Annotated in this window: 22 protein-coding genes, 3 tRNA genes and 1 pseudogene; 18 read left to right on the top strand and 8 right to left on the bottom strand. The window is 73.4% G+C overall.

Translation table 11 applies throughout. The features are described 5' to 3' along the window. Positions 1-7: 7 nt before the first annotated feature. From AB0D28_RS21240 to AB0D28_RS21225, 4 genes are all read right to left on the bottom strand, one after another. Positions 8-748, bottom strand: a complete 741-nt coding sequence (locus AB0D28_RS21240) for a tyrosine-protein phosphatase (RefSeq protein WP_357388180.1) — start codon at positions 746-748, stop codon at positions 8-10. A 50-nt stretch (positions 749-798) separates the two neighbouring features. After that, complete coding sequence (locus AB0D28_RS21235) at positions 799-1,263, bottom strand: PRC-barrel domain containing protein (RefSeq protein ID WP_357388178.1); 465 nt, start codon at positions 1,261-1,263, stop codon at positions 799-801. Positions 1,264-1,455: 192 nt separating this feature from the next. Beyond that, positions 1,456-1,986: a carboxymuconolactone decarboxylase family protein gene (locus AB0D28_RS21230; RefSeq protein WP_357388176.1), complete on the bottom strand. Its 531-nt coding sequence runs from the start codon at positions 1,984-1,986 to the stop codon at positions 1,456-1,458. A gap of 2 nt (positions 1,987-1,988) precedes the next feature. Beyond that, complete coding sequence (locus tag AB0D28_RS21225; RefSeq protein ID WP_030500869.1) at positions 1,989-2,549, bottom strand: peroxiredoxin; 561 nt, start codon at positions 2,547-2,549, stop codon at positions 1,989-1,991. Between the two features lie 314 nt (positions 2,550-2,863). Here AB0D28_RS21225 and cimA point away from each other — a divergent pair, with 314 nt between their 5' ends. Next, a complete protein-coding gene (gene cimA, locus AB0D28_RS21220; protein WP_357388174.1) occupies positions 2,864-4,462 on the top strand; it encodes a citramalate synthase in 1,599 nt (532 codons plus the stop codon). Between the two features lies 1 nt (position 4,463). On the opposite strand, the gene AB0D28_RS21215 is transcribed toward cimA, so the two are convergent. Continuing rightward, positions 4,464-5,444 (bottom strand): endonuclease/exonuclease/phosphatase family protein, encoded by a 981-nt coding sequence (locus AB0D28_RS21215; RefSeq protein ID WP_357388172.1) that lies wholly within the window; start codon positions 5,442-5,444, stop codon positions 4,464-4,466. Between the two features lie 276 nt (positions 5,445-5,720). Here AB0D28_RS21215 and AB0D28_RS21210 point away from each other — a divergent pair, with 276 nt between their 5' ends. From AB0D28_RS21210 to AB0D28_RS21170, 9 genes are all read left to right on the top strand, one after another. Further along, the gene (locus AB0D28_RS21210) at positions 5,721-6,242 is read left to right on the top strand and encodes a hypothetical protein (RefSeq protein WP_357388170.1); all 522 of its coding nucleotides are present in this window, start codon (positions 5,721-5,723) and stop codon (positions 6,240-6,242) included. Positions 6,243-6,431: 189 nt separating this feature from the next. Next, complete coding sequence (locus AB0D28_RS21205) at positions 6,432-7,481, top strand: MoxR family ATPase (protein ID WP_357388168.1); 1,050 nt, start codon at positions 6,432-6,434, stop codon at positions 7,479-7,481. After that, positions 7,478-8,494 carry a DUF58 domain-containing protein gene (locus tag AB0D28_RS21200; protein WP_357388166.1) on the top strand — a complete coding sequence of 339 codons (1,017 nt, stop codon included), beginning with the start codon at positions 7,478-7,480 and terminating at the stop codon, positions 8,492-8,494. The genes AB0D28_RS21205 and AB0D28_RS21200 overlap by 4 nt, the downstream gene beginning before the upstream one ends. Next, positions 8,491-9,450, top strand: coding sequence for a VWA domain-containing protein (locus AB0D28_RS21195; protein WP_357388164.1), 960 nt, complete (start codon positions 8,491-8,493; stop codon positions 9,448-9,450). Before AB0D28_RS21200 ends, AB0D28_RS21195 begins: the two co-directional genes overlap by 4 nt. Positions 9,451-9,489: 39 nt before the next feature. Then, positions 9,490-10,350, top strand: a complete 861-nt coding sequence (locus AB0D28_RS21190; RefSeq protein ID WP_357388162.1) for a trypsin-like peptidase domain-containing protein — start codon at positions 9,490-9,492, stop codon at positions 10,348-10,350. Between the two features lie 140 nt (positions 10,351-10,490). Continuing rightward, positions 10,491-10,787 (top strand): hypothetical protein, encoded by a 297-nt coding sequence (locus AB0D28_RS21185; protein WP_357388160.1) that lies wholly within the window; start codon positions 10,491-10,493, stop codon positions 10,785-10,787. A 9-nt stretch (positions 10,788-10,796) separates the two neighbouring features. Then, complete coding sequence (arfB, locus tag AB0D28_RS21180) at positions 10,797-11,222, top strand: alternative ribosome rescue aminoacyl-tRNA hydrolase ArfB (protein ID WP_357388158.1); 426 nt, start codon at positions 10,797-10,799, stop codon at positions 11,220-11,222. A 49-nt stretch (positions 11,223-11,271) separates the two neighbouring features. Next, positions 11,272-11,844 (top strand): GNAT family protein, encoded by a 573-nt coding sequence (locus AB0D28_RS21175; protein ID WP_357388156.1) that lies wholly within the window; start codon positions 11,272-11,274, stop codon positions 11,842-11,844. 87 nt (positions 11,845-11,931) lie between these two features. Then, a complete protein-coding gene (locus tag AB0D28_RS21170) occupies positions 11,932-13,053 on the top strand; it encodes a cellulose binding domain-containing protein (protein WP_357388154.1) in 1,122 nt (373 codons plus the stop codon). Between the two features lie 25 nt (positions 13,054-13,078). Here the strand turns inward: AB0D28_RS21170 and AB0D28_RS21165 are convergent, their stop codons facing one another. Then, positions 13,079-13,963, bottom strand: coding sequence for a 3-methyladenine DNA glycosylase (locus AB0D28_RS21165; RefSeq protein WP_357388152.1), 885 nt, complete (start codon positions 13,961-13,963; stop codon positions 13,079-13,081). Positions 13,964-13,997: 34 nt separating this feature from the next. Next, entirely contained in the window at positions 13,998-15,659 is a 1,662-nt protein-coding gene (locus tag AB0D28_RS21160; protein ID WP_357388149.1) for a hypothetical protein, read from the bottom strand. Between the two features lie 215 nt (positions 15,660-15,874). Between AB0D28_RS21160 and AB0D28_RS21155 the strand changes: the two genes are divergently transcribed. The 4 genes from AB0D28_RS21155 to AB0D28_RS21140 all read left to right on the top strand — a co-directional run bounded on the left by AB0D28_RS21155 (position 15,875) and on the right by AB0D28_RS21140 (position 17,232). Continuing rightward, a complete protein-coding gene (locus tag AB0D28_RS21155; protein ID WP_357388147.1) occupies positions 15,875-16,678 on the top strand; it encodes a fumarylacetoacetate hydrolase family protein in 804 nt (267 codons plus the stop codon). A gap of 107 nt (positions 16,679-16,785) precedes the next feature. Further along, a tRNA-Gln gene (locus AB0D28_RS21150) sits at positions 16,786-16,857 on the top strand. Between the two features lie 77 nt (positions 16,858-16,934). After that, positions 16,935-17,007 (top strand) — tRNA-Glu (locus AB0D28_RS21145). A gap of 152 nt (positions 17,008-17,159) precedes the next feature. Beyond that, positions 17,160-17,232 (top strand) — tRNA-Glu (locus tag AB0D28_RS21140). 299 nt (positions 17,233-17,531) lie between these two features. Here the strand turns inward: AB0D28_RS21140 and AB0D28_RS21135 are convergent. Continuing rightward, a complete protein-coding gene (locus AB0D28_RS21135; protein ID WP_013284529.1) occupies positions 17,532-18,218 on the bottom strand; it encodes an IclR family transcriptional regulator in 687 nt (228 codons plus the stop codon). A 49-nt stretch (positions 18,219-18,267) separates the two neighbouring features. Here AB0D28_RS21135 and leuC point away from each other — a divergent pair, with 49 nt between their 5' ends. From leuC to AB0D28_RS21115, 4 genes and pseudogenes are all read left to right on the top strand, one after another. Then, positions 18,268-19,710 carry a 3-isopropylmalate dehydratase large subunit gene (gene leuC, locus AB0D28_RS21130; protein WP_357388145.1) on the top strand — a complete coding sequence of 481 codons (1,443 nt, stop codon included), beginning with the start codon at positions 18,268-18,270 and terminating at the stop codon, positions 19,708-19,710. A 15-nt stretch (positions 19,711-19,725) separates the two neighbouring features. Beyond that, positions 19,726-20,313: a 3-isopropylmalate dehydratase small subunit gene (leuD, locus tag AB0D28_RS21125; RefSeq protein ID WP_357388143.1), complete on the top strand. Its 588-nt coding sequence runs from the start codon at positions 19,726-19,728 to the stop codon at positions 20,311-20,313. Between the two features lie 160 nt (positions 20,314-20,473). Beyond that, positions 20,474-21,094: an HU family DNA-binding protein gene (locus tag AB0D28_RS21120; RefSeq protein WP_357388141.1), complete on the top strand. Its 621-nt coding sequence runs from the start codon at positions 20,474-20,476 to the stop codon at positions 21,092-21,094. A gap of 134 nt (positions 21,095-21,228) precedes the next feature. After that, a pseudogene (locus AB0D28_RS21115) lies at positions 21,229-21,901 on the top strand (endonuclease); the annotation flags it as partial.

The following is a 21,901-nucleotide window of genomic DNA, read 5'->3' as shown; positions in this document are numbered from 1 at the left end:
GCGGCGGTCAGCCCAGGAGGTGGGTGCGGAGGGACTCCACCTGCGTCTCGGTGACGCCGGCGTGGGCCAGGTAGCCCTCGACGGAGCCGTAGCCGGTGCGCAACTCGGCGAGGAACAGCTCCATCGTCTCGGCCGGTGACTCCAGGAACGGCGGCGGTGGTTCCTCCGCGTCCGGCAGTGTGGCGCGGACCCATTCGGTGAAGCGCCGCGACGCGGCGGTGCTGAGCGCGTAGTCGGCCACCACGTCCTCGTCGGGCACCCCGAGCACGGAGAGCGTGAGCGCGCAGACGATGCCGGTGCGGTCCTTCCCGGCGACGCAGTGCACCACCACCGGCGCGTTGGCGCTGTCGGCGATCAGCCCGACCGCCTCGGCGAGCCCCGCCGTGCCGGTGCGTGCCAGGTCGGCGTACCGGTCGGCCAGGTAGCGGGCCAGGCTGACGCCGGAGTCACCGAACCGCTTCGCGCCCCAGTCGGCGTGCTCGGGGTGGATGTGCCGGTAGGCCAGCCCGTCGTAGGCGGGCACCCGGCCGTCGCGTTCCACCTCTGACGGCCGGCGCAGGTCGATCACCGTGCGGATGCCGAGCGCGGTGAACGCGCTCCGGTCGGTCTCGTCGATGCGGTGCAGCGAGTCGGAGCGGTAGAGGCGGCCGCGACGCACGGTGCGCCCGTCGCGAGCGGCGTACCCACCGACGTCGCGGAAGTTGAACAGGGTGGGGAAGGGGCTCTGCGGGGCGTCCACATCCGACACGGTAACGGCCGGCGGGCGTCAGCACGTCCCCGCCGGCCGTCGCCGAGCTGTCAGATGCGCGGCGGTACGTCCGGCGGCAGCGCCGAGTGGCTCTCGCCGTAGTAGCCGCCGAGCCGGTCCCGGTAGCCCGGATCGGCGTGGCTGGACTCGTCGTACTCCGGGGCGGCCTTGATTTGGTCCTTCTCCCGGTCGACGTGCACGGTGCGGGCGTCGTGGTCGACGTGGTTCACGGTGCCGGCCGGGAGCATCACCTTCTTGCCGAAGATCCACGGCCCGGTGTCCACGACCAGGTAGCTGTCGTCCACCTCGTGGCTCGCCCGGTCGATCTTGCCGATGGCGCCGTCGGTGGCCTCGACCTTGTAGCCGGTCAGGTCGGCGCTCGCGACGCCCGCCTCGTCGCGGTAGCGCCACGGGTCGAAGGCGCCCGCCGGAGCGCCCCCGGCGACCGCGCCCCGGCCGTCGTCGAGGATCGGCTCGGTGCCGCCGTGCGTGCTGCGTGGGTCCAGTCCGTCCATGTGCCGCCTCCCGTCCCCAGGGCCGCGGCCGTCGCGGCGCCGTCGTCAGTCGGGACGGTTACCCACCCTGTCCGGGCGCCAACCCGCCGGCGGCCGACCCGCCGACGCCGAGGGGCCGGCGCCACGGTGGTGACGCCGGCCCCTCGGGCCGTCAGCCGCGCGGTGACCGGTCGGGCCGCGCGGGCCGGTGGGTCAGGCCAGGGCGGCCTCCGCGTCCAGGGTCACCGCGGCGGCGTGTACGACGGCGGCGATCCGCAGCCCCTCGTGCACCTGCTCACGGCTGAACCCGGCGGCGCGCAGCGTCTTCTCGTGCGACTCCAGGCAGACGCCGCAGCCGGTGATCGCCGAGACGGCGAGGCACCACAGCTCGAAGTCGGTCTTCTCCACGTCGGGCCGGGCGATGATCTGCATCCGCAGCCGGGCCGGCAGCGACGCGTACTGCTCGTCGCCGATCAGGTGCTTGGCCCGGTAGTAGACGTTGTTCATCGCCATCACCGCGGCCGCGCCCTTGGCCGCCGTGACCGCCTCGGGCGTGAGGTGACCGGCCGCCTCGGCGGCGATCTCCCGCAGCACCACCGGGTTGCGGGCCGCCACCGCGCAGGCCAGGGCGGTGCCCCAGGCCTGCTCCGGCTTCAGCGTCGAGGTGGTGATGGTGGAGCCGAGGTTGAGCCGGATGTCCTTGGCGTACTCCGGCAGGCCCGCCTTGATCGCGTCCAGACCCATGGTCAGGCCCCGGCGCCGGCGAGGAGCGCGTTGGCGTCGAGCGTCGCGCCACCCTTGTTCCAGTTGCACGGGCACAGCTCGTCGGTCTGGAGCGCGTCGAGCACCCGCAGCACCTCGGAGACGTTGCGGCCGACCGAACCGGCGGTCACCATGACGAACTGGATCTCGTTGTTCGGGTCCACGATGAAGGTGGCCCGCTGGGCGACACCGTCGGCGCCGAGCACGCCGCAGGCGGAGGTCAGCTCACGCTTGATGTCGCTGAGCATCGGGAAGGGCAGCTCGCGCAGGTCCGGGTGGTCCTTGCGCCAGGCGTAGTGGACGAACTCGTTGTCGACGGAGACGCCGAGCACCTGGGCGTCGCGGTCGGCGAACTCGCCGTTGAGGCGGCCGAACTCGGCGATCTCGGTCGGGCAGACGAAGGTGAAGTCCTTCGGCCAGAAGAACACGACTCGCCACTGGCCCTCGTGGGACTTGTGGTTGATCGTCTCGAACGCCTTGTCGGCGTCGAGCGACACGCAGGCGGTGAGTTCGTACTCGGGGAAGTGGTCACCGACAGTGAGCACGGGTCCTCCTTGAGCGTGGCCCGGCGATACCGCCGGGCCAGTAACTGGATCAGTTCAAGATTCTTCCGGAGCCCGGTTCGTGCTCGTGGCGGGCGTCGCCGTGTGTGAAGGTGATCACCGGCCGGGTCGTCGTCCCGAAATATGGGTTAGGCCTCCCAAAAACCGGGGTGGGGTGGCAGAGTACGTGTCGTGACCAGCTTCGTCCTGATCATTAGCAGCTAGCGCGCCGGCTCTCCCTCGCCGAGCGCGCAGACCTCCCGCATCCCGCGGGGGGTCTTTTTGTTTGCTCCCCAGGGCACGAGAAGAGGACTCCGATGACGTTCCAGGTGTACGACACGACGCTGCGTGACGGCGCGCAGCGCGAAGGGCTCACGTACTCGGTGGTCGACAAGCTGGCGGTCGCCCGCCTGCTGGACGACCTCGGAGTCGGCTTCATCGAGGGCGGCTGGCCGGGCGCGGTGCCGAAGGACACCGAGTTTTTCCGCCGCGCCCGCACCGAACTGACGCTGCGGCACGCGATCCTGGTCGCCTTCGGCGCCACCCGCAAGGCCGGCCTCGCCGTCGAGGACGACCCGCAGGTGCGCGGCCTGCTCGACGCGCAGACCCCGGCCGTCGCCCTGGTCGCCAAGGCGGACCTGCGGCACGTGGAGCGCGCCCTGCGCACCACCGCCGAGGAGAACCTCGCCATGATCCGCGACACCGTGTCGCACCTGGTGGCGCAGGGGCGGCGCGTCTTCGTCGACGGGGAGCACTGCTTCGACGGGTTCCGGTTCGATCCCGGCTACACCACAGCGGTGGCGGAGACCGCGCTGGCCGCCGGCGCCGAGCGGTTCGTGCTCTGCGACACCAACGGCGGCATGCTGCCGTCGCAGGTCACCGCCGTGATCGAGGGACTGGTGGCGCGGACCGGGATCGCGCCGGAACTGCTCGGCATGCACGCGCAGAACGACACCGCCTGCGCGGTCGCCAACACGATCGCCGCAGTCGAGGCGGGCGTCCGGCACGTGCAGGGCACCGCCAACGGGTACGGCGAGCGCCCCGGCAACGCCGACATCTTCGCGATCGTCGCCAACCTCCAGCTCAAGCTGGGCATGCCCGTCCTACCGGAGGGCTGCCTGGAACAGATGGTGCGGGTCTCGCACGCCATCGCCGAGATCGCCAACATCGCCCCCGACACCCACCAGGCCTACGTCGGGGCCGCCGCCTTCGCTCACAAGGCGGGGCTGCACGCGAGCGCGATCAAGGTCGACCCGTTGCTCTACAACCACGTGGAACCCGCTGTGGTGGGCAACGACATGCGGATCCTGGTGACCGAGATGGCCGGCCGGGCCAGCATCGAGCTCAAGAGCCGCGAGCTCGGTCTGGACCTGGCCGGCCATCCGGACGCCCTGTCCCAGGTCACCCGGCGGGTCAAGGAGCTGGAGGCCGACGGCTGGTCGTTCGAGGCCGCCGACGCCTCGTTCGAGCTGCTGGTCCGCTCCGAGCTGCCCGATGCCGCGCCGGCCCGGCCGTTCGCGCTGGAGTCGTACCGGGTGATCGTCGAGCACCGCGAGGACGGCGCGGTGGTCTCCGAGGCGACGGTGAAGATCCGGGTACGCGGCGAGCGGGTGATCGCCACCGCCGAGGGCAACGGCCCGGTGAACGCGCTGGACGAGGCGCTGCGCGTCGGCCTGGCCCGGCACTACCCGGAGCTGCGCGAGTTCGAGCTGGCCGACTACAAGGTGCGCATCCTGGAGGGCACCCACGGCACCGGCGCGGTCACCCGGGTGCTCGTGGAGACCGCCGGCGTCGGCCGGGACTGGACCACAGTCGGCGTGCACCCGAACGTGGTGGAGGCGAGCTGGCACGCGCTCGTCGACGCGCTCACCTACGGCCTGGACCGGTCCCGGGTGGCGGGCGGTACGGCCGCCTGACTCAGCCGGCCGGCAGGCGCAGCTCGGCCAGCAGCGCGCGGTGGTCACTGCCCGGCACCGGAAAGGTGCCGGCGGCGACCACCGCGACGCGCCGGTCCACCAGTACGTGGTCGATGGTGATCGGCGGGATCGGGTCGCCGTCGTACGGGCCCCAGGTGCCGCCGAACCCGGCTCCGGCCGCGTCCGCCGCGTCGGTGTAGCCGGTGGTGATCAGGTCCCGCAGCGCCGCGTGGTCGAGCGTGGCGTTGAAGTCCCCGGCCAGCACGCTCAGCCCGCCGTCGGGGGTGGCCGGTGGCTGGGCGCGCTGGTCGGTCCACCAGTCCGGGACCACGTCGAGGGCGTACGGCGCGGCCGGGTGCGCGGACTCCACGCGAAGCGGCGGCGCACCGGGCACCGCCACTGTCGCGTACGCCTGGGTGAAGAAGAAGCCCTGGTTGCGGCGGTGACCGCCGTCGCGCAGCGGGTGGCGGGCGTAGACGCCCGAGCCGGTCGAGCCGACCTCCGGGTTCGACGACCGGTGCGGCAGCAGCGTGGCCAGGCCGAGCCGGTCCAGCTCGGCGGCCAGCGGCGGGGTGAGTTCCTGCACCGTGAGCACGTCCACCCGCCGCCTGCGGACCAGGTCCACCAGCGCGGCCGGATCGGCCGAGCCGAGGCGCAGGTTGGCGGTGAGCAGGCGTACCGTCGGCCCGTCTGCGGCGGGCCGGTCGCCGGGTATCGCGCGGGGCGCCACCGCGCCGATCAGCGCCAGCGCGGCCAGCACCGCTACCGCCGCCGGGGCACGTCGCCGCAGGGCGAGCGCCGCCAGCGCCACCACCGGGGCCGTGGCGGCCACGTACGGCGTGAAGGCGATCGCCTGGACCAGCGGACCGCGTTCCAGCCCGGTCAGGCGGATCAGCGCCCACGCGGCGACCGGCGCGACAGCGAGCCAGCACGCGGCAGTGGCCGGGCGTCCGCCCCGGGGCGGCCCCGACATGGTGATCATGGCGGTCAGACTACCCGGGGCGACGCCGGCGCGACGCCCTCCGAAACAATTTCGCGAATTGTTCCTCGCAATTTTGAGCATCTTTCCCGTGGCTCGGACACGCAATGACGCTATTGACCCCCCGCATTTTCCGGTGCTAGGTTCCACCTGATTGAGATGTCGCGACTCTCTGTAGTAAGGCCAGCTCACGAGCGGTGCGCTCCCGGCGGAATCCCGATGATCCGCAATTCGACGCGCGCAGTCGCCGTATCACCACGGCCTACCAAGGGAGAACTCATGGCCACATTCTTCAAGCGAAAGGCGACGGTGGTGGCGCTCGCCGCGCTGTCGCTCAGCCTGGCCGGTGGCGGGATCGCCGCGGCCGCCCAGCCGGAGGCGAAGCCGCAGCCCGGCGTCCGGCACGCCACGGCGCAGCCGCCGGTGACCGCCGTCGAGCGGCAGGCCGCCCGCACCGCCATGCGGGCCACCCTGGCCCCGCCCGCCGCCGGGCAGGTCGCCTGGGCCGTCGTCGCGGCCAACGGGACGCTGCTGCAGCACTCCGGCAACGTGGTGTCCGCGTTCCGGTTCGCCCCGGGCACCGGGGTGTCCCCCGGGCAGTACCAGGTGCTGCTGGACTACAACGTGTCCGCCAAGGCGTACGTGGCGACCATCGGCACCAACGACACGGCGAACGTGCCGCCGGCCGGTGAGGTGTCGGTCGCGCCCCGCACGCTGACCCCGAACGCGGTCTTCGTGCAGACGCGCAACTCCACCGGCGGTGCCGCGGACCGGCCGTTCCACCTGGTCATCGCCAACTGACAGGCCCCACCCCGCACCGGCCTCCGCTCCGGCGGGGGCCGGTGTGTTCCGTGCCGGTCCGGCCGGTGCCGCGCCGGTTCGTGCCGTTGCGCCCCGGCTGGGGAGATGCTGCCGGTCCGGCCCGGCGACCACCGCCCAGGGGCCGATAATCCGACGTTTGTCGCCGGTCCGGCACGGGAAGCAAGCACCGTGACGGACATCTCGGACACCCGCGCCAGCGTGCCCAGCCCGGTCGATGCCGACGCGAGCGGCGTCGAGCTGGAACAGACCCTCGCCGAGGTCAAACGCGTGATCGTCGGGCAGGATCGGCTCGTCGACCGCCTGCTCACCGCCCTGATCGCCGACGGGCACTGCCTGCTGGAGGGCGTACCGGGGGTGGCGAAGACGCTGGCGGCGCAGACGCTCGCCACAGTGGTCGGTGGCACGTTCTCCCGCATCCAGTTCACCCCCGACCTGGTTCCCTCCGACATCGTCGGCACGCGCATCTACCGCGCCTCCACCGAACAGTTCGACGTGGAGCTGGGGCCGATCATGGCGAACCTGGTGCTCGCCGACGAGATCAACAGGGCCCCGGCCAAGGTGCAGTCGGCGCTGCTCGAGGCGATGGCCGAGCGGCAGGTCTCCATCGCCGGCCGGAGCTGGCCGGTGCCGGACCCGTTCCTGGTCCTGGCCACCCAGAACCCGATCGAGTCCGAGGGCGTCTACCAGCTCCCCGAGGCACAGCGCGACCGCTTCCTGATGAAGGTCGTGGTCGACTACCCGAGCGACGCCGACGAGCTGGCCATCCTCTACCGGATGAGCACCGCGCGACCCACCGCGCGTACCGTGCTCGATCCGGTCCGGCTGCGCGACCTCCAGCGCCGCGCCACCGACGTCTTCGTCCACCACGCGCTCGCCGAGTACGTGGTCCGCCTCATCCTCGCCACCCGCGACCCGCAGCGCTTCGGCCTGGCCGACGTCGTGCCCCTGCTGGCGTACGGGGCCAGCCCCCGGGCCACGCTCGGCCTGGTCGCCGCCGCCCGCGCCCAGGCGCTCATCCACGGCCGGGACTACGTGCTCCCCGAGGACATCAGGGAACTGGCTGTGGACGTACTGGCGCACCGGCTCGTGCTCTCCTTCGACGCCATCGCCGACGGGATCTCCGGCGAGGACGTGGTGCGCCGGGTGATCGAGGCGGTGCCGCCGCCCCGGCTGGTGAACGGGCCCACGGAGACGGTGTCCGACCTGGCGGCGGCATGACCGGCGCGGCCGAACCCGGGCTCGCCGATCTCGCCCCGGACCAGCGGCTGCGCCGGTTGGAGCTGACTGTGACCCGGCGGCTCGACGGCCTGCTGCACGGCCGTTATCGCGGCCTGCTGCCCGGTCCCGGCAGCGAGGCGGCCGGCAGCCGCGAGTACCGGCCCGGTGAGGACGAGGTACGCCGGATGGACTGGGCGGTCACCGCCCGGACCACGGTTCCGCACGTACGGGAGGTCGACGCGGACCGGGAACTGACCACCTGGCTGCTCGTCGACGCCAGCCCCAGCATGGAGTACGGGACGTCCACGCTGGACAAACGGGAACTCGCGGTGGCCGCCGTGGCGGCGATCGGCTTCCTCACCGCCGGAGTCGGCAACCGGCTCGGCGCCCAGGTGCTCACCCCGGACGGGCTGCGCCGGTTCCCGGCCCGCAGCGGGCGTACCCATCTGCTCGGGCTGCTCCGCGCGCTGCTCGGCGCCCCGCGTACCGGCGAGTTGCCGGACTCCGACGGCGTCGGCGCGGTCGGCGCGGGCCGGACGGACGCGGCGCCGGGCCTGGTCGACGGGCTGGACGGCCTCCAGCGCGTGGCCACCCGGCGCGGGCTCGTGGTGATCGTCTCCGACTTCCTCGACGAGCTGCCCGACGACCCGGACGCCGCGCCGCCGCCCTGGGCCGCGGCGCTGCGCCGCCTCGCGGTCCGGCACCAGGTGCTCGCGGTCGAGGTGACCGACCCGCGTGAGCTGGAGCTGCCGGACGTCGGCCTGGTCACGCTGGTCGACCCGGAGAGCGGCCGGCACCGCGAGGTGTGGACCGGCGACCCGGCCCTGCGCGAGCGGTACGCGCACGCCGCCGCCGAGCAGCGCGACCAGGTACGCCGCACGCTGCGCCGGGCCGGCGCCACCCACCTGGCGCTGCGCACCGACCGGGACTGGTGCGCGGACGTCGTCCGGTACGTGCACGAGCAGCGCCGGCTGGCCACCGTGCCGGCCGCGGCCCGCGGAGGTGTCGCATGACCTGGCAGTCACCCGCCCGCCTCTGGCTGTTGCTCGCCGTCGTCGCCCTGGTCGCCGGCTACCTGGTGCTGCAACGGCGGCAGAGCCGGTACGCGGTGCGCTTCACCAACCTGCGCCTGCTCGACCGGGTCGCACCGCGCCGCCCGGCCTGGCGGCGGCACGTCCCGGCGGGCCTGTTCCTCGCCATGCTGGCGCTGCTCGTGGTCGGGTTCGCCCGGCCCGAGGCGGAGGTGCGGGTGCCCCGGGAGCGGGCCACGGTGATGGTCGCGGTGGACGTCTCCACCTCGATGCTCGCCGGTGACGTGGACCCGGACCGGTTGACGGCGGCCAAGGAGGCGGGCCGGCGGTTCGTCGACGGGCTGCCCGACGAGTTCAACGTCGGCCTCGTCGCGTTCGCCGGCAGCGCGGCGGTGCTGGTGCCGCCGAGCACCGACCGGGAGGCGCTGCACGACGGCATCGGGCGGCTGGCCGAGGGCATCACCGGCGTGCAGGGCACCGCCATCGGCGAGGCGATCAGCACCTCGCTCGGCGCGGTCAAGAGCCTGGACGCCACCGCCGCCAAGGACCCGCCGCCGGCCCGGATCATCATCCTCTCCGACGGCGCGAACACCTCCGGCATGGACCCGATGGAGGCCGCCGACCAGGCGGTCGCCGCGAAGGTGCCGGTGCACACCATCTCCTTCGGCACGCCCGGTGGCTCGGTCGACAGGGGAGGCCGGGCGATCCAGGTGCCGGTGGACGGCCAGACGCTGCGGGCGGTCGCCGAGGCGACAGGCGGCGGCTTCCACGAGGCGTCCACCAGCGCCGAGCTGAAGGACGTCTACGAGGACATCGGCACCTCGGTGGGCTACCGCACCGAGCGGCAGGACGTCTCGGCCCGCTTCATCGGCCTCGGACTGGTCCTGGCGATGGGCGCCGCGGCCGGCTCGCTGCGGTGGTTCTCCCGGCTGCCCTGACCCGCACACCACTACCGCACGACACGTGAGGAGCCAGGCATGGCAGTGCAGACCGGACTCGGCGAGCCACGCGGCCCGTGGTTCGTCTCGCCGGAGCTGGACCCGGACGGGCGCGGCTACCGGGACGTACCCGGGGGCGGGCCGGAGGCCGGGCGGCGGAGCCTCCGGCACCGGTTGCTGAGCGTGGCGGCGGTGGTGGCGCTCTCCACCGTCTCCGGCGCGGCGGCCGGCACCTGGGCGGCCGACCGGGGCGCGCCGGGACCGGCGGCGGCGTCCGCCGCGCCGGTGCCGGCCGAACTGGTCACCGCCGCCGGCAAGACGGTGCCCGGGGTGGTCTCGGTGATGGTGGGGGGCCGCTCCGGCGCGTCCGCGTCCGGCTCCGGGTTCGCCATCGACAACGAGCAGCACATCGTCACCAACGACCACATCCTGGCCCGGGGCGGCGCCGGCGCGGTGACTGTGGAGACCTCGGACGGGCGGCGCTTCCCGGCCGAGGTGGTGGGCCGGGAGCCGGGCAGCGACCTCGCGGTGCTGAAGGTGCCCGCGTCGGCCGGGCTGCCGCCGTTGCCGCTCGCGAAGGCGAACTCGACGAGGGTCGGGGAGCCGGTGCTGGCGGTCGGGTCGCCGCTCGGGCTGGCCGGGACCGTCACCGCGGGCATCGTCAGTGCCCTGGACCGGCAGGTGCGGATCGGCAACGGCCGGCACACGGCGGTGCAGACCGACGCCTCGATCAACCCGGGCAACTCCGGTGGGCCGCTGGTGAACGCGCGCGGTGAGGTGGTCGGCGTGAACACGGCGATCGCGACCATCGACGGCAGCGGCTCGATCGGCATCGGTTTCGCCATCCCGATCGACCAGGTCCAGCAGACCGCCGACACCATCATCGGCCGGGGTGGCTGAGCCGCCCGCGCGGGCGGCCCGCCGCCCCGCGCAGGGCGCTGACCTGCACAAGCAGTGCAAGATCGGTACGAAGTGTCGGATATCCGGCGCGAAATCATCCGAGCATAGAAATATTACGCTGAGTATGGATACTGGCGGAGGTGGAGCAAGCTGTCATCGCGGCCCTCCTCCTGGTGGGCCTGATCATCGGCGCCGGAGTCGGCGCGTCCTACGCGCGTGCGAAGCGTGGCTGGACGGACTACCGGACGGCCCGGACCACCGTCCCCACCGCCCGGCGCAACGCCTGGCTGGCGATCCGGGGCGTGGCAGTCAAGCTCGCCGTGATCGCCCTGCTGCTCTTCGGCGCGGCCGCGTACGCGGCGGCCGGCGGCGGCGAGGAGCGGGCCGGTCCCACGCCGAGCGCCACCCCCACCCCGAGTCACCGCGCCGGGCGCTAGCCTCGGGGCGTGGACGACGGACTGCGGGTGACCGACCGGCTCGTGCTGCCCGCAGCCGAACTGCGGGAACGGTTCTCCCGGTCATCCGGGCCCGGCGGGCAGGGAGTCAACACCACCGACTCGCGGGTGGAGCTGAGCTTCGACCTGGGCGGCTCGCCGAGCGTGCCGGAGGCGCTGCGGGAACGGGCGCTGGCCCGGCTGGCCGGCCGCCTGGTCGGCGGTGTGCTGACGGTGACAGCCAGCGAACACCGCGCGCAACTGGCCAACCGGGAGGCGGCCCGCGAGCGGATGGCCGCGCTGCTGCGCGACGCGGTCGCCCCGCCGCCGAAGGCGCGCCGGCCGACCCGCCCGTCGCGCGGCGCCAAGGAACGCCGCCTGGCCGAGAAGAAACGTCAGTCCCAGCGCAAACGCGACCGCCGGGTGGACGGCGACTGACCGAAATCCGGTTGAGCCGTCGCGCACGCCGCCCGGAGAATTCCGCTCCGTGATCGACTTCTCCGTCAAGCCCACGCTCACCGGCGAGCGCGTGGTGCTGCGCCCGTTCCACGACGACGACCTGCCGGCGCTCGCCGAGATCCTGGCCGACCCGGAGGTGGCCCGGCTGACCGGCAGCCCGGCCGGCGAGACGTTCGAGCCGTCCCGGCTGCGCGCCTGGTACGGCACCCGCAACAGCCAGGGCGACCGGCTCGACCTCGCGGTGGTGGACCGGGTGAGCGGCACCTGCGTCGGAGAGGTGGTGCTCAACGAGTGGGACCGGGCCAACGCCAGCTGCAACTTCCGCACGCTGATCGGGCCCGGCGGCCGCGACCGCGGCCTCGGCACCGAGGCGGTCCGGCTCGTCGTCGGGTACGGCTTCGAACAGCTCGGCCTGCACCGCATCGGCCTGGAGGTGTTCGCGTTCAACCCGCGCGCCCGGCGTGCCTACGAGAAGGTGGGTTTCGTCGCCGAGGGGACGCTGCGGCAGGTGCTGCGCGACGGCGACGACTGGGTGGACGCCACGGTCATGTCGATTCTCGCCCCGGAGTGGAACGAGCACCGGGGCAACCCGGAGGGTTGAGCCGAAGGCGTCGAAGCGCTTCAATGCGTATGGGAGCTTCAGGGCCGTCACCGACCACCACGTCACAGTGACAGGAGTCCCTTCCGCATGTCCCGAAACCCCCTGCGCGCCGCGCTGACCGCGCTCGCCGCGCTGCTACCGGTCCTCGCCCTCGGCCTCGCCCTCACCGCCACCCCGCCCCCGGCCGCCGCGGCCGCCACCCCGATCCGCGTCATGCCGCTCGGCGACTCCATCACCGGGTCGCCCGGCTGCTGGCGGGCGCTGCTCTGGAACCGCCTCCAGTCCACCGGCCACACCGACGTCGACTTCGTCGGCACACTCGGGCCGCAGGGCTGCGGCGTGCCCTACGACGGCGACAACGAGGGCCACGGCGGCTACCTCGCGACGAACGTGGCGAACCAGAACCTGCTGCCCGGCTGGCTGGCCGCCACCCGCCCGGACGTCGTGCTGATGCACTTCGGCACCAACGACGTGTGGAGCAACATCGCGCCCGCCACGATCCTGGCCGCGTACTCGAAACTGGTGGACCAGATGCGCGCCGCCAACCCGGCCACGACAGTGCTGGTCGCGAAGATTATCCCGATGAACCCGGCGAGCTGCCCCGAGTGCGGCCAGCGGACCGTGGCGCTCAACGCGCTGATCGACGGCTGGGCGGCCGGGAAGACCACAGCCGCCTCACCGATCGTGGTCGTCGACCAGTGGACCGGGTTCAGCACCGCCACCGACACCTACGACGGAGTGCACCCCAACGCGGCCGGGGACCAGAAGATGTCCGACAGGTGGTACCCCGCGCTGGTCGCCGCGCTCGGCCGCACCACGCCCGGCCCGACAACGAGCCCCACGCCGTTGCCGACCGTCAGCCTCAGCCTCAGCCCGTCGCCCACCGTGGGCCCGACGTCGACGCCCGGCGGCTGCACCGCCACCTGGCGCCTCGCCGGCCAGTGGCCGGGCGGATTCCAGGGGGAGGTGACCGTGCGCAACGACGGCACCGCGCCGATCGCCGGCTGGACCGTGCGCTTCCCGCTCGCCGGCGGCCAGCGGATCAGCCAGGCGTGGAGCGCCGACGTGACGCAGACCGGAACCACTGTGACCGCCCGGAACGCGAGCTGGAACGGCGCCCTGGCCCCGGCCGCCCAGACCACGTTCGGGTTCCTGGCCGACGGTGCCGCCCCGAACCCGGCGCCGACGGTGACCTGCGCCGCGAACTGACCGGCCGCGCCGGCCGGCCCCGCGCTCAGCGGTGGTCGGCCGGCGTCGCGCGGTCCAGCGCGGCCAGCAGCCGGGCCCGCAACCCGGCGGCCCGCTCGGCGAATTCGCGCTGGGCGGCGGCGTACTCGGCCCGGCCCTCCGGCGTCTCCACCCGCACCGGCGGGTAGCCCAGATCGGCCAAGTCGTACGGGCTGGCCCGCATGTCCAGCGCCCGGATCTCCCGGGCCAGCGCGAAACAGTCAGCCACCAGCTCCGACGGGACCAGCGGCGACAGCTTGTAGGCCCACTTGTAGAGATCCATGTTGGCGTGCAGACAGCCCGGCTGCTCCAGCGCGTGCTGACCCTCCCGGGTCGGCTGGAGCACGTTCAGCGGCCGGGCCGGCGCGGTGAAGAAGCGGAACGCGTCGAAGTGGCTGCACCGCACGCCGCGCTCGGAGACCACAGCCGCCGTCGCCGCCGGGCTCAGCCGGAGCGGCCAGGCGTTGTGCCGCACCTGCTCCTGAGTCTGCCGGTAGACCATCGCCCACTCGTGCATGCCGAAACAGCCGAAGTGCGCCGGGCGTGCGGCGGTCGCCGCGAGCAGCGTACGGATCCAGGCGATCGACTCGGCGCGGCGCGCGCGTACCCGGTCGGTGTCCAGGGTGAGCCCGGCGGCGCCCGCTGTGTAGTCCGGGCCGAAGGCGGCCGGTTCGGCGTCGCGCAGCACCACGCCCGCACCCGGGTGCCAGCGGCGCAACTGCGCCGGGCGGTGCGAGTAGTAGGTGAACAGGAAGTCCTCCACCGGGTGCTTCACCCCGGTGCGACGGCGGGCCAGGTGCGGCGTCAGCCAGGCGTCCACCCGCGCCTCGTGGGCCTGCCGGCGGGCCTGCCAGTCGGCCCGGTCGAGTGCGGGGGCGAGGGCGGCGGTCACACACCCCAGGGTACGACCGCCGCCCGTGCCCGGATCACGTCACGTCCACCCGCACGCCCGCGGAGAAGACGCCGCTGCGCAGCTCCAGCCGCTTCGGCGGCTCGTCCCCACGCATGGTGAACACCAGCGGCAGCAGCACCCGCCGCCCGGCTGCCACCGGCTGGGTGAAGACGTCCCGGCCCAGGTTCGCCACCCGGGTCGCGTCCTCGTCGGCGGCCACCCAGTTCCCGCTCGGCAGGTACGCGCGCTGCAACTGCCCGTGCCACGTCTGGTCCTCGGACGTGAGGTTGCGCACCCCGATCGTGGCCAGGCACGGCCGGCCGCCACCGGGCGCCGGAGGCAGCACGTCGGCGCCGCAGCTCAGCCGGTAGACGGTGAACTCGAACGCGTTCTCGCGCAGTGGCTGGCCCAGCGCGCCGGTGACGCTGGTGCCCACCCACGCGCCGCTCGTCGGCTGCTTGGTGGTGTCCATCGCGGCCACCCGCTGCGTGGCCGACCAGGCCGCCGCGCCGACCACACCCGCGAGCACGGCCGCGGCCACGCCGACCACGAGCCAGACCGGCGGCCTCCGACGGCGGCTCGCGGGCGACGGTACGGACGTCCGCGGATAGACGGTGCCCCGCTCGACCGGCCCTCGACCCGGACCGCCTCGGGCCGGCATGCCCTGACCCGGTCCGCCCTGACCCGGTCCGCCCTGACCCGGCATGCCCTGACCCGGCATGCCCTGACCCGGCATGCCTTGGGTCGGTCCGCCTTGGGTCGGTCCGCCCTGACCCGGCATGCCTTGACCCGGTCCGCCTTGGGCCGATCCGGCCTGGCCCGGCCCGCTTTCGCCGGGTATGCCGAGGCCGGGCACGACGCCGGTGTGGCGGGCACCGCCTCCGGGGGCGCCGGTGGGTGTCGCGCCGCCTCCGGGCGTACCCCCGGCAGGTGTCGTCCCGCCGCGGACCATGACGCCGGGCGCGGCGCTTCCCGCCGCCGCGCGCCGGCGGCGCCGCACGGCCCACCACAGCACGCCGGCGGTGACCACCAGCAGCGCGGTGAACGCGGCGAGCAGCACGGGCGGCCGCCGCCAGGCCGGGGCGGCGGTGATCTGGGCCGCCGGAGCCGTCGCGGCCCCCACCCAGGTCGCCGTGGCGCAGTCGAACGGGCGGGTGCCGTCCGTGCCGTAGACGCAGGTGGGCGCGGTCACCGACCGGCCCTGGCCGGGAACCGACAGCGCGGTGTGCACCGTGGTGGTGCTCTTGGCCGGCAGCCGCAGCCGCCAGGTCACCTCACCGGCGCTCGCCCCGGCGGGCCGGCTGGCCCGGCCACCGCCGGTCACAGCGGTGGCCCGCGACCCGTTCGGCAACTCCTGCCGGACCATCGTGTCGACGGGTGCCGTGCCGGCGTTGCGGACCTCGATCCGGTACCCCGGCGCCGGGGTACCCGACGCGCCCACCGCCACGCTTACCGGGGGCATCGTCGGCCGGACCTGCGCCGGGCCGGTGGTCGGCACCGCCGGGGGCACCGCCGGCACGCCGGTCGGGATCGGGGTGGCCGCGGCACCGGGGATGACCGCCGCGGGCGGGGCCGGATGGGCGGGGGCGGCGGCCGCGCGGGGCGTCGCCGGGGACAGCGCCGGTACGGCGGCGATGACGCCGAGGCAGTTCACGAACACTGCCAGGGCCCTGTGGTGTCGTCTCGATGCAGGCATACCAACGAACCTCCGGACCCGAAGCTATGGGCCGGGGACCGCCGGGCGGGTACGAAGCTGCCATTCCCGCCCCGTCCGGCGCGATCGCGCGTACCCTGCCGCGACGTCGCCGTGTGGAGGCCGGCGGCTGCCGGTGCGGGTGGGCCGCGCGGCGGCCGGGCACGCCGCCTGCCGGTGTCCGCCGGGCTGCGGCCGGGCGGGGATAGATTGGCCGGGTGCGTATCGCTCGTTTCGCTCATGCCAAGGGAATGTCGTTCGGGGTCGTCGAGGGCGAGCCGGAGGCCGGGCCGCAGGGCCTGACCATCGCCGAGATCGAGGGCCACCCGTTCGGACAGATCCAGTTCTCCGGCGCCCGCTGGGCGCTCTCCGACGTCAGGCTGCTGTCGCCGATCCTGCCCAGCAAGGTGGTGTGTGTCGGCCGCAACTACGCCGAACACGCCGCCGAACACGGCAGCGAGGTGCCGAAGGAGCCGCTGCTCTTCCTCAAGCCGTCCACCTCGGTGATCGGCCCACGCGACGCCATCCGTCTGCCGATCTTCTCCAAGCAGGTCGAGCACGAGGCGGAACTCGCCGTGGTGATCGGCGCCCCGGGCGCCCGCCGGGCCGACCGGGCCGCCGCCGAACGGGCCATCTTCGGCTACACCTGCGCCAACGACGTCACCGCGCGGGACCTCCAGCGTTCCGACGGGCAGTGGACCCGCGCCAAGGGCTTCGACTCGTTCTGCCCGATCGGGCCGTGGATCACCACCGGGCTCGACGTCAGCGATCTGGAGATCCGCTGTGAGGTGGGCCGCAACCCGGAGGAGATGGAGGTACGCCAGATCGGCCGGACCAACAACATGGTGTTCGACGTACCGGGGCTGGTGTCGTACATCTCGCACGTGATGACGCTGCTGCCCGGCGACGTGGTCCTGACCGGCACGCCGGCGGGGGTTAGCCCGCTCACCGAGGGGGATACGGTCACCGTGCGGATCCAGGGGATCGGGGAGCTCAGCAACCCTGTCGTCCCGGTCGCCTGATTCGGTCCGATGCCTCGTTTCCGCTGGTCAGATGGGGTTCGAGGGGTTGGATTTGGCCTGTCGGCACCGGGAGGGTAAAGTTCATTCCCGGCGCCGCAAGGGGCCAATGGGGTATGGGGTAATTGGCAGCCCGACTGATTCTGGTTCAGTTAGTCTAGGTTCGAGTCCTGGTACCCCAGCGCAACCGAGGGTTCGCAAGAACCCTCGGACGCTGGATTCCGGCAGCTCACCGCTGGCGGAGTGCAATGAAGGTTCTGGCCCCGTCGTCTAGCGGCCCAGGACGCCGCCCTCTCAAGGCGGTAGCGCCGGTTCGAATCCGGTCGGGGCTACAGCACCGACAGCCCGTCCCGTTGTCCGGGGCGGGCTTTCTGCTGTCCGGCCCCCGTGCGCAAGGGGGTGACCCCCTCCGCGTGACGCCGGACGGATGCCGCTAGACTACTGCCACGCCGCCCGGCAGGGCGGTGAAGCACGAAAAGTGCCTGGCCCCGTCGTCTAGCGGCCCAGGACGCCGCCCTCTCAAGGCGGTAGCGCCGGTTCGAATCCGGTCGGGGCTACGTCATCGAACGGCCCGTCTCGCGTCGAGCGAGGCGGGCCGTTCCGCATTCCCACCCCCGCCCGCCCCGGCCCCGCCCCGGCCCTCCCCCCGGTGATCAAGGAGTTTGGGTCACCCTTGCCGCCCCGATACGCCGCAAACTCCTTGATCAGGGGCGGGGGGAGGGGTGGGCGTGTCGCCGTTCCGGGCAAGCGAAGATCTTGGTACGAAACGGCCCCTCCAGGGACTGAACAGCCCCTCCAGGGGCCGTTTCGTACCAAGATCTCGCAGCCGGGCAGCCGGGCAGCCGGGCAGCCGGGGTTAGAGGCCGGAGAGGCGCTGGCCGGCCCGGACGACGGCCATGGCGTGGCGTTCGCCGGGGCGGCGGCCGAGGCGCTCGATCGGGCCGGAGATGCTGATCGCGGCGATCACCCGGCCGGTGCGGTCGCGGATCGGCGCTGAGACGCTCGCCACACCCGCCTCCCGCTCGGCGACGCTCTGGGCCCAGCCACGCCGCCGCACCTCGGCCAGCGTGCGGCCGGTGAACTTGGAGCGGGGGAGCAGCGGCATGACCGCCTCCGGGGGCTCCCAGGCCAGCAGGATCTGCGCCGCCGAACCGGCTGTCATCGGCAGCACCGAGCCGACCGGGACGGTGTCCCGCAGGCCGCTGGCGCGCTCGGCGGCGGCCACGCAGATCCGCTCGTCGGCGCGGCGCAGGTAGAGCTGGGCGCTTTCGCCGGTGGCGTCCCGTAGCGCGGCGAGCAGCGGCTCGGCGGCGGTCAGCAGCACGTCCGGGGCCGCGTTCGCCAACTCGCCCAGGCGTGGACCCGGGCGCCAGCGCCCCTGGGTGTCCCGGACGAGCATCCGGTGGATCTCCAGCGCCTGTGCCAGCCGGTGCGCGGTGGCCCGGGGCAGCTTGGTGCGTTCAACGAGTTCGGCCAGGCTGGCGCCGTCGACGCAGGCGGCCAGGATGACCACCGCCTTGTCGAGAACGCCGACACCGCTCATACTGTGTCCCACAAGCCGAAATTTACCTCCCAGAATTTAGGATGTCCAGATGGTGGGAGTCACTCAACCGAGGACCCTGGCCGAGAAGGTCTGGGACGCACACGTGGTCCGCTCCGCCGACGGCGAGCCGGACCTGCTCTTCATCGACCTGCACCTGCTGCACGAGGTGACCAGCCCGCAGGCGTTCGACGGGCTGCGTCTGGCCGGGCGCGGGGTCCGCCGTACCGACCTGACGATCGCGACCGAGGACCACAACACCCCGACCGGGTACGACGACCCGGCGTTCCGCTCCCGGCGCGGCGACCTGCTCACGATCGCGGACCCCACCTCCCGCACCCAGATCGAGACGCTGCGCCGCAACTGCGCCGAGTTCGGCATCCGCCTGCACCCGCTGGGCGACGAGAACCAGGGCATCGTGCACGTCATCGGCCCGCAGCTGGGCCTCACCCAGCCCGGCATGACGATCGTCTGCGGCGACTCGCACACCGCCACCCACGGCGCGTTCGGGGCGCTGGCGTTCGGCATCGGCACCAGTGAGGTCGAACACGTCCTGGCCACGCAGACGCTGCCCCAGGCCCGCCCGAAGACCATGGCCGTGAACGTCGTCGGCGAGCTGGCGCCCGGCGTCACCGCCAAGGACCTGGTGCTCGCGCTGATCGCGCAGGTCGGCACCGGCGGCGGGCGCGGACACATCGTCGAGTACCGGGGCGAGGCGATCCGCGACCTCTCGATGGAGGGGCGGATGACGATCGCGAACATGTCCATCGAGTGGGGCGCCAAGGCCGGCATGATCGCGCCGGACGAGACCACGTTCGCGTACCTGAAGGGGCGGCCCAACGCTCCCCAGGGCGACGACTGGGACGCGGCGCTGGAGTACTGGCGGACGCTGCCCACCGACGAGGGCGCGACCTTCGACACCGAGGTCACGCTGGACGCGAGCCGGATCACGCCGTTCGTCACCTGGGGCACCAACCCCGGGCAGGGCGTGCCGCTGGGCGCCGCCGTGCCGAGCCCGGAGGACTTCGTCACGGAGCCGGAGCAGGTAGCCGCCCGGCGGGCCCTGGAGTACATGGACCTCACCCCGGGCACGCCGCTGCGCGACCTCGCGGTGGACGTGGTGTTCGTCGGCTCCTGCACCAACGGCCGCCTGGAGGACCTGCGGGCCGCCGCCGAGGTGCTGCGCGGGCGGCGGGTCGCCGAGGGCGTACGCATGCTCGTGGTCCCCGGCTCCGCCGCGGTCCGGGAGGCGGCCGAGATCGAGGGGCTGGACAAGGTCTTCACCGACGCCGGCGCCGAGTGGCGCTTCGCCGGATGCTCGATGTGCCTGGGCATGAACCCGGACACCCTGAAGCCGGGCCAGCGCTCCGCCTCGACCTCCAACCGCAACTTCGAGGGACGGCAGGGCCGGGGCGGGCGTACGCACCTGGTGTCCCCGCCGGTCGCCGCCGCCACCGCGGTGGTCGGCCGCCTGGCCGCTCCCGCCGACCTGTAGAAGGGCAGCCGAGAGATGGACAAGTTCACCACCCACACCGGCACGGCCGTGCCGCTGCGCCGATCCAACGTGGACACCGACCAGATCATCCCGGCGGTGTACCTCAAGCGGGTGACCCGGACCGGTTTCGCCGACGGGCTGTTCAGCGCGTGGCGGGAGGACCCGGCATTCGTGCTCAACGATCCGGCTCATTCGGGCGCGTCGATTCTGATCGCCGGTCCCGAGTTCGGCACCGGATCCTCCCGGGAGCATGCCGTCTGGGCGCTGCGGGACTGGGGCTTCCGGGCCGTCATCTCGCCTCGCTTCGGCGACATCTTCCGGGGCAACGCGCTCAAGGAAGGACTCCTTCCGGTAGAGCTGGAATTGAAAGCCGTCGAGGAACTGTGGGGCCTCGTGGAATCGGAGCCGAGCACTCCGATCACTGTCGACCTCGCCGCCCGCCAGGTCCGCGCCGGGGACGCCACCTGGGCCTTCCCGCTGGACGACCACAGCCGCTGGCGGTTGATGGAGGGCTTGGATGACATTGGACTCACCCTCCGGCACCAGGCCGAGATCAGTGCCTTCGAGGCGTCCCGGCCGTCGTTCCTGCCGTCGGTAGCCTGACCGCAGACGGCTTCTCGCCCCCACCGGTGTATCCGGTGGGGGCGAATCCGTTGCGACACAAGGGCTTTTTTCCACCGAATGTTTGTGTCCAGGCAGCACAGGGCATACCGTGCGCGCAGAATGGCTCGCGTCGAGTCAGTTGCACAATCGGGAGGAAGTCGTGAACAAGGCCGAGCTCATCGAGGCGCTCGCCGTTCGCCTGGGGGACCGGAAGACGGCGACGGCCGCGCTCGACGCGGTTCTCGCTGAGGTCCAGGCGGCGGTCACCAAGGGCGAGAAGGTGGCGATCACCGGTTTCGGAGCGTTCGAGAAGCGCGTCCGGGGAGCCCGAACAGCGCGCAATCCGCGAACCGGCGAGGCGGTGAAGGTCAAGAAGACCTCCGTCCCGACGTTCCGGGCCGGCGCGGGCTTCAAGGAGATGGTGGCCAGCGGCAAGGTGCCGAAGGACACCGCCGCCGCGAAGAAGACCACCGGGGCCGCCAAGGCGACGGCGGCGAAGACCACCGGCGCCGCGAAGAAGACCACGGCGGCGAAGGCCACCAAGACCACCGCGACCAAGAAGGCCGCGCCGGCGAAGAAGGCCGCCGCGACCAAGACCACGGCGGCGAAGAAGACCACGGCGGCGAAGTCCACCGCGGCGAAGAAGACCACCGCGGCGAAGAAGACCACCGCCGCCAAGAAGACGACCGCGGCGAAGTCCGCCACGGCCAAGAAGACGACGGCGGCGAAGAAGGCCCCCGCGAAGAAGGCGCCGGCCAAGAAGGCCGCCACCCGGCGCTGACCGGACGACCCGGCAAAGGGCGCCCACCGTTCGCGGTGGGCGCCCTTTCGCACGGGTACGCGTTGACCACCCGCCGTCGCGCGCCGCAGAATCGCCGTGCCGAAAACCCCCGTCGGTCACGAGAAGAGGCGCCCGTGCGGCACCGTCACCTCTCCACCCTCACGCTCGCGCTCGGTATCGCGGTTCTGCTGGACGTGCTGCGAGTCTGGCTGCCGTCGGTCATCACCCTGTTCGGGCGGGCCGCCGAGACGCCCGCCGAGCTGCTCGGCGCGTTCGCGCTCGGCTGGTTCCTGCTGGCCCTCGCCGCGCCCACGCTCGTACGCCGCGTCGGCGCCGGCCCGGTCGGACTCGTCGCCGCGGGTGTGCTGGCGGCGGCCCGGCTGGCGCTCACCGCGCAACCGGGCGGCCCGGCCCAACTCTGGCTGGCCTGCGCCGGACTGCTCGCCGGCCTGGTCTGGCTCGCCGCTGTCGCCGCGTCGGCAGCGCGACCGGTTGCCGGGCTGGCGCTCGGTCTGGCCGGCAACGCCGTCGGCCACGCCCTGCTGGGCACCGAGGATCTGGTGTGGCGCGGCGGGACGCTCGGCTGGAGCCTGAGCGTCCTGCTGGTGTCGGCGTTCCTGGCCGCGTCCACTGCGGCGCGGCGCGAGCGGACGGCCGCGCCGGCGGACGTGAGGGACGGGGAGCGGACGGCCGCGCCGGCGGACGTGAGGGACGGGGAGCGGACGGCCGCGCCGGCGGATGTGAGCGACGGGGAGCGGACGGCCGCCCCGGCGGCGGATGTGGTGGACGGCGACGCCGGGCCGCGCG

Origin of the sequence: Micromonospora sp. NPDC048169 (genome assembly GCF_040652815.1) — a bacterium.
In the GTDB taxonomy this organism is placed as follows: Bacteria; Actinomycetota; Actinomycetes; order Mycobacteriales; family Micromonosporaceae; genus Micromonospora.
The sequence above is the reverse complement of the archived record's forward strand: the minus strand, read 5'-3'. Positions and strand labels throughout refer to the sequence as shown.

Bases quoted from the DNA above. Each gene is read 5' to 3' on its own strand.
- AB0D28_RS21235 (WP_357388178.1), bottom strand. From the start codon at position 1,263: ATGGACGGACTGGACCCACGCAGCACGCACGGCGGCACCGAGCCGATC.
- AB0D28_RS21230 (WP_357388176.1), bottom strand. From the start codon at position 1,986: ATGGGTCTGGACGCGATCAAGGCGGGCCTGCCGGAGTACGCCAAGGAC.
- cimA (WP_357388174.1), top strand. From the start codon at position 2,864: ATGACGTTCCAGGTGTACGACACGACGCTGCGTGACGGCGCGCAGCGC.
- AB0D28_RS21215 (WP_357388172.1), bottom strand. From the start codon at position 5,444: ATGATCACCATGTCGGGGCCGCCCCGGGGCGGACGCCCGGCCACTGCC.
- AB0D28_RS21210 (WP_357388170.1), top strand. From the start codon at position 5,721: ATGGCCACATTCTTCAAGCGAAAGGCGACGGTGGTGGCGCTCGCCGCG.
- AB0D28_RS21200 (WP_357388166.1), top strand. From the start codon at position 7,478: ATGACCGGCGCGGCCGAACCCGGGCTCGCCGATCTCGCCCCGGACCAG.
- AB0D28_RS21195 (WP_357388164.1), top strand. From the start codon at position 8,491: ATGACCTGGCAGTCACCCGCCCGCCTCTGGCTGTTGCTCGCCGTCGTC.
- AB0D28_RS21190 (WP_357388162.1), top strand. From the start codon at position 9,490: ATGGCAGTGCAGACCGGACTCGGCGAGCCACGCGGCCCGTGGTTCGTC.
- AB0D28_RS21170 (WP_357388154.1), top strand. From the start codon at position 11,932: ATGTCCCGAAACCCCCTGCGCGCCGCGCTGACCGCGCTCGCCGCGCTG.
- AB0D28_RS21160 (WP_357388149.1), bottom strand. From the start codon at position 15,659: ATGCCTGCATCGAGACGACACCACAGGGCCCTGGCAGTGTTCGTGAAC.
- AB0D28_RS21135 (WP_013284529.1), bottom strand. From the start codon at position 18,218: ATGAGCGGTGTCGGCGTTCTCGACAAGGCGGTGGTCATCCTGGCCGCC.
- leuC (WP_357388145.1), top strand. From the start codon at position 18,268: ATGGTGGGAGTCACTCAACCGAGGACCCTGGCCGAGAAGGTCTGGGAC.
- leuD (WP_357388143.1), top strand. From the start codon at position 19,726: ATGGACAAGTTCACCACCCACACCGGCACGGCCGTGCCGCTGCGCCGA.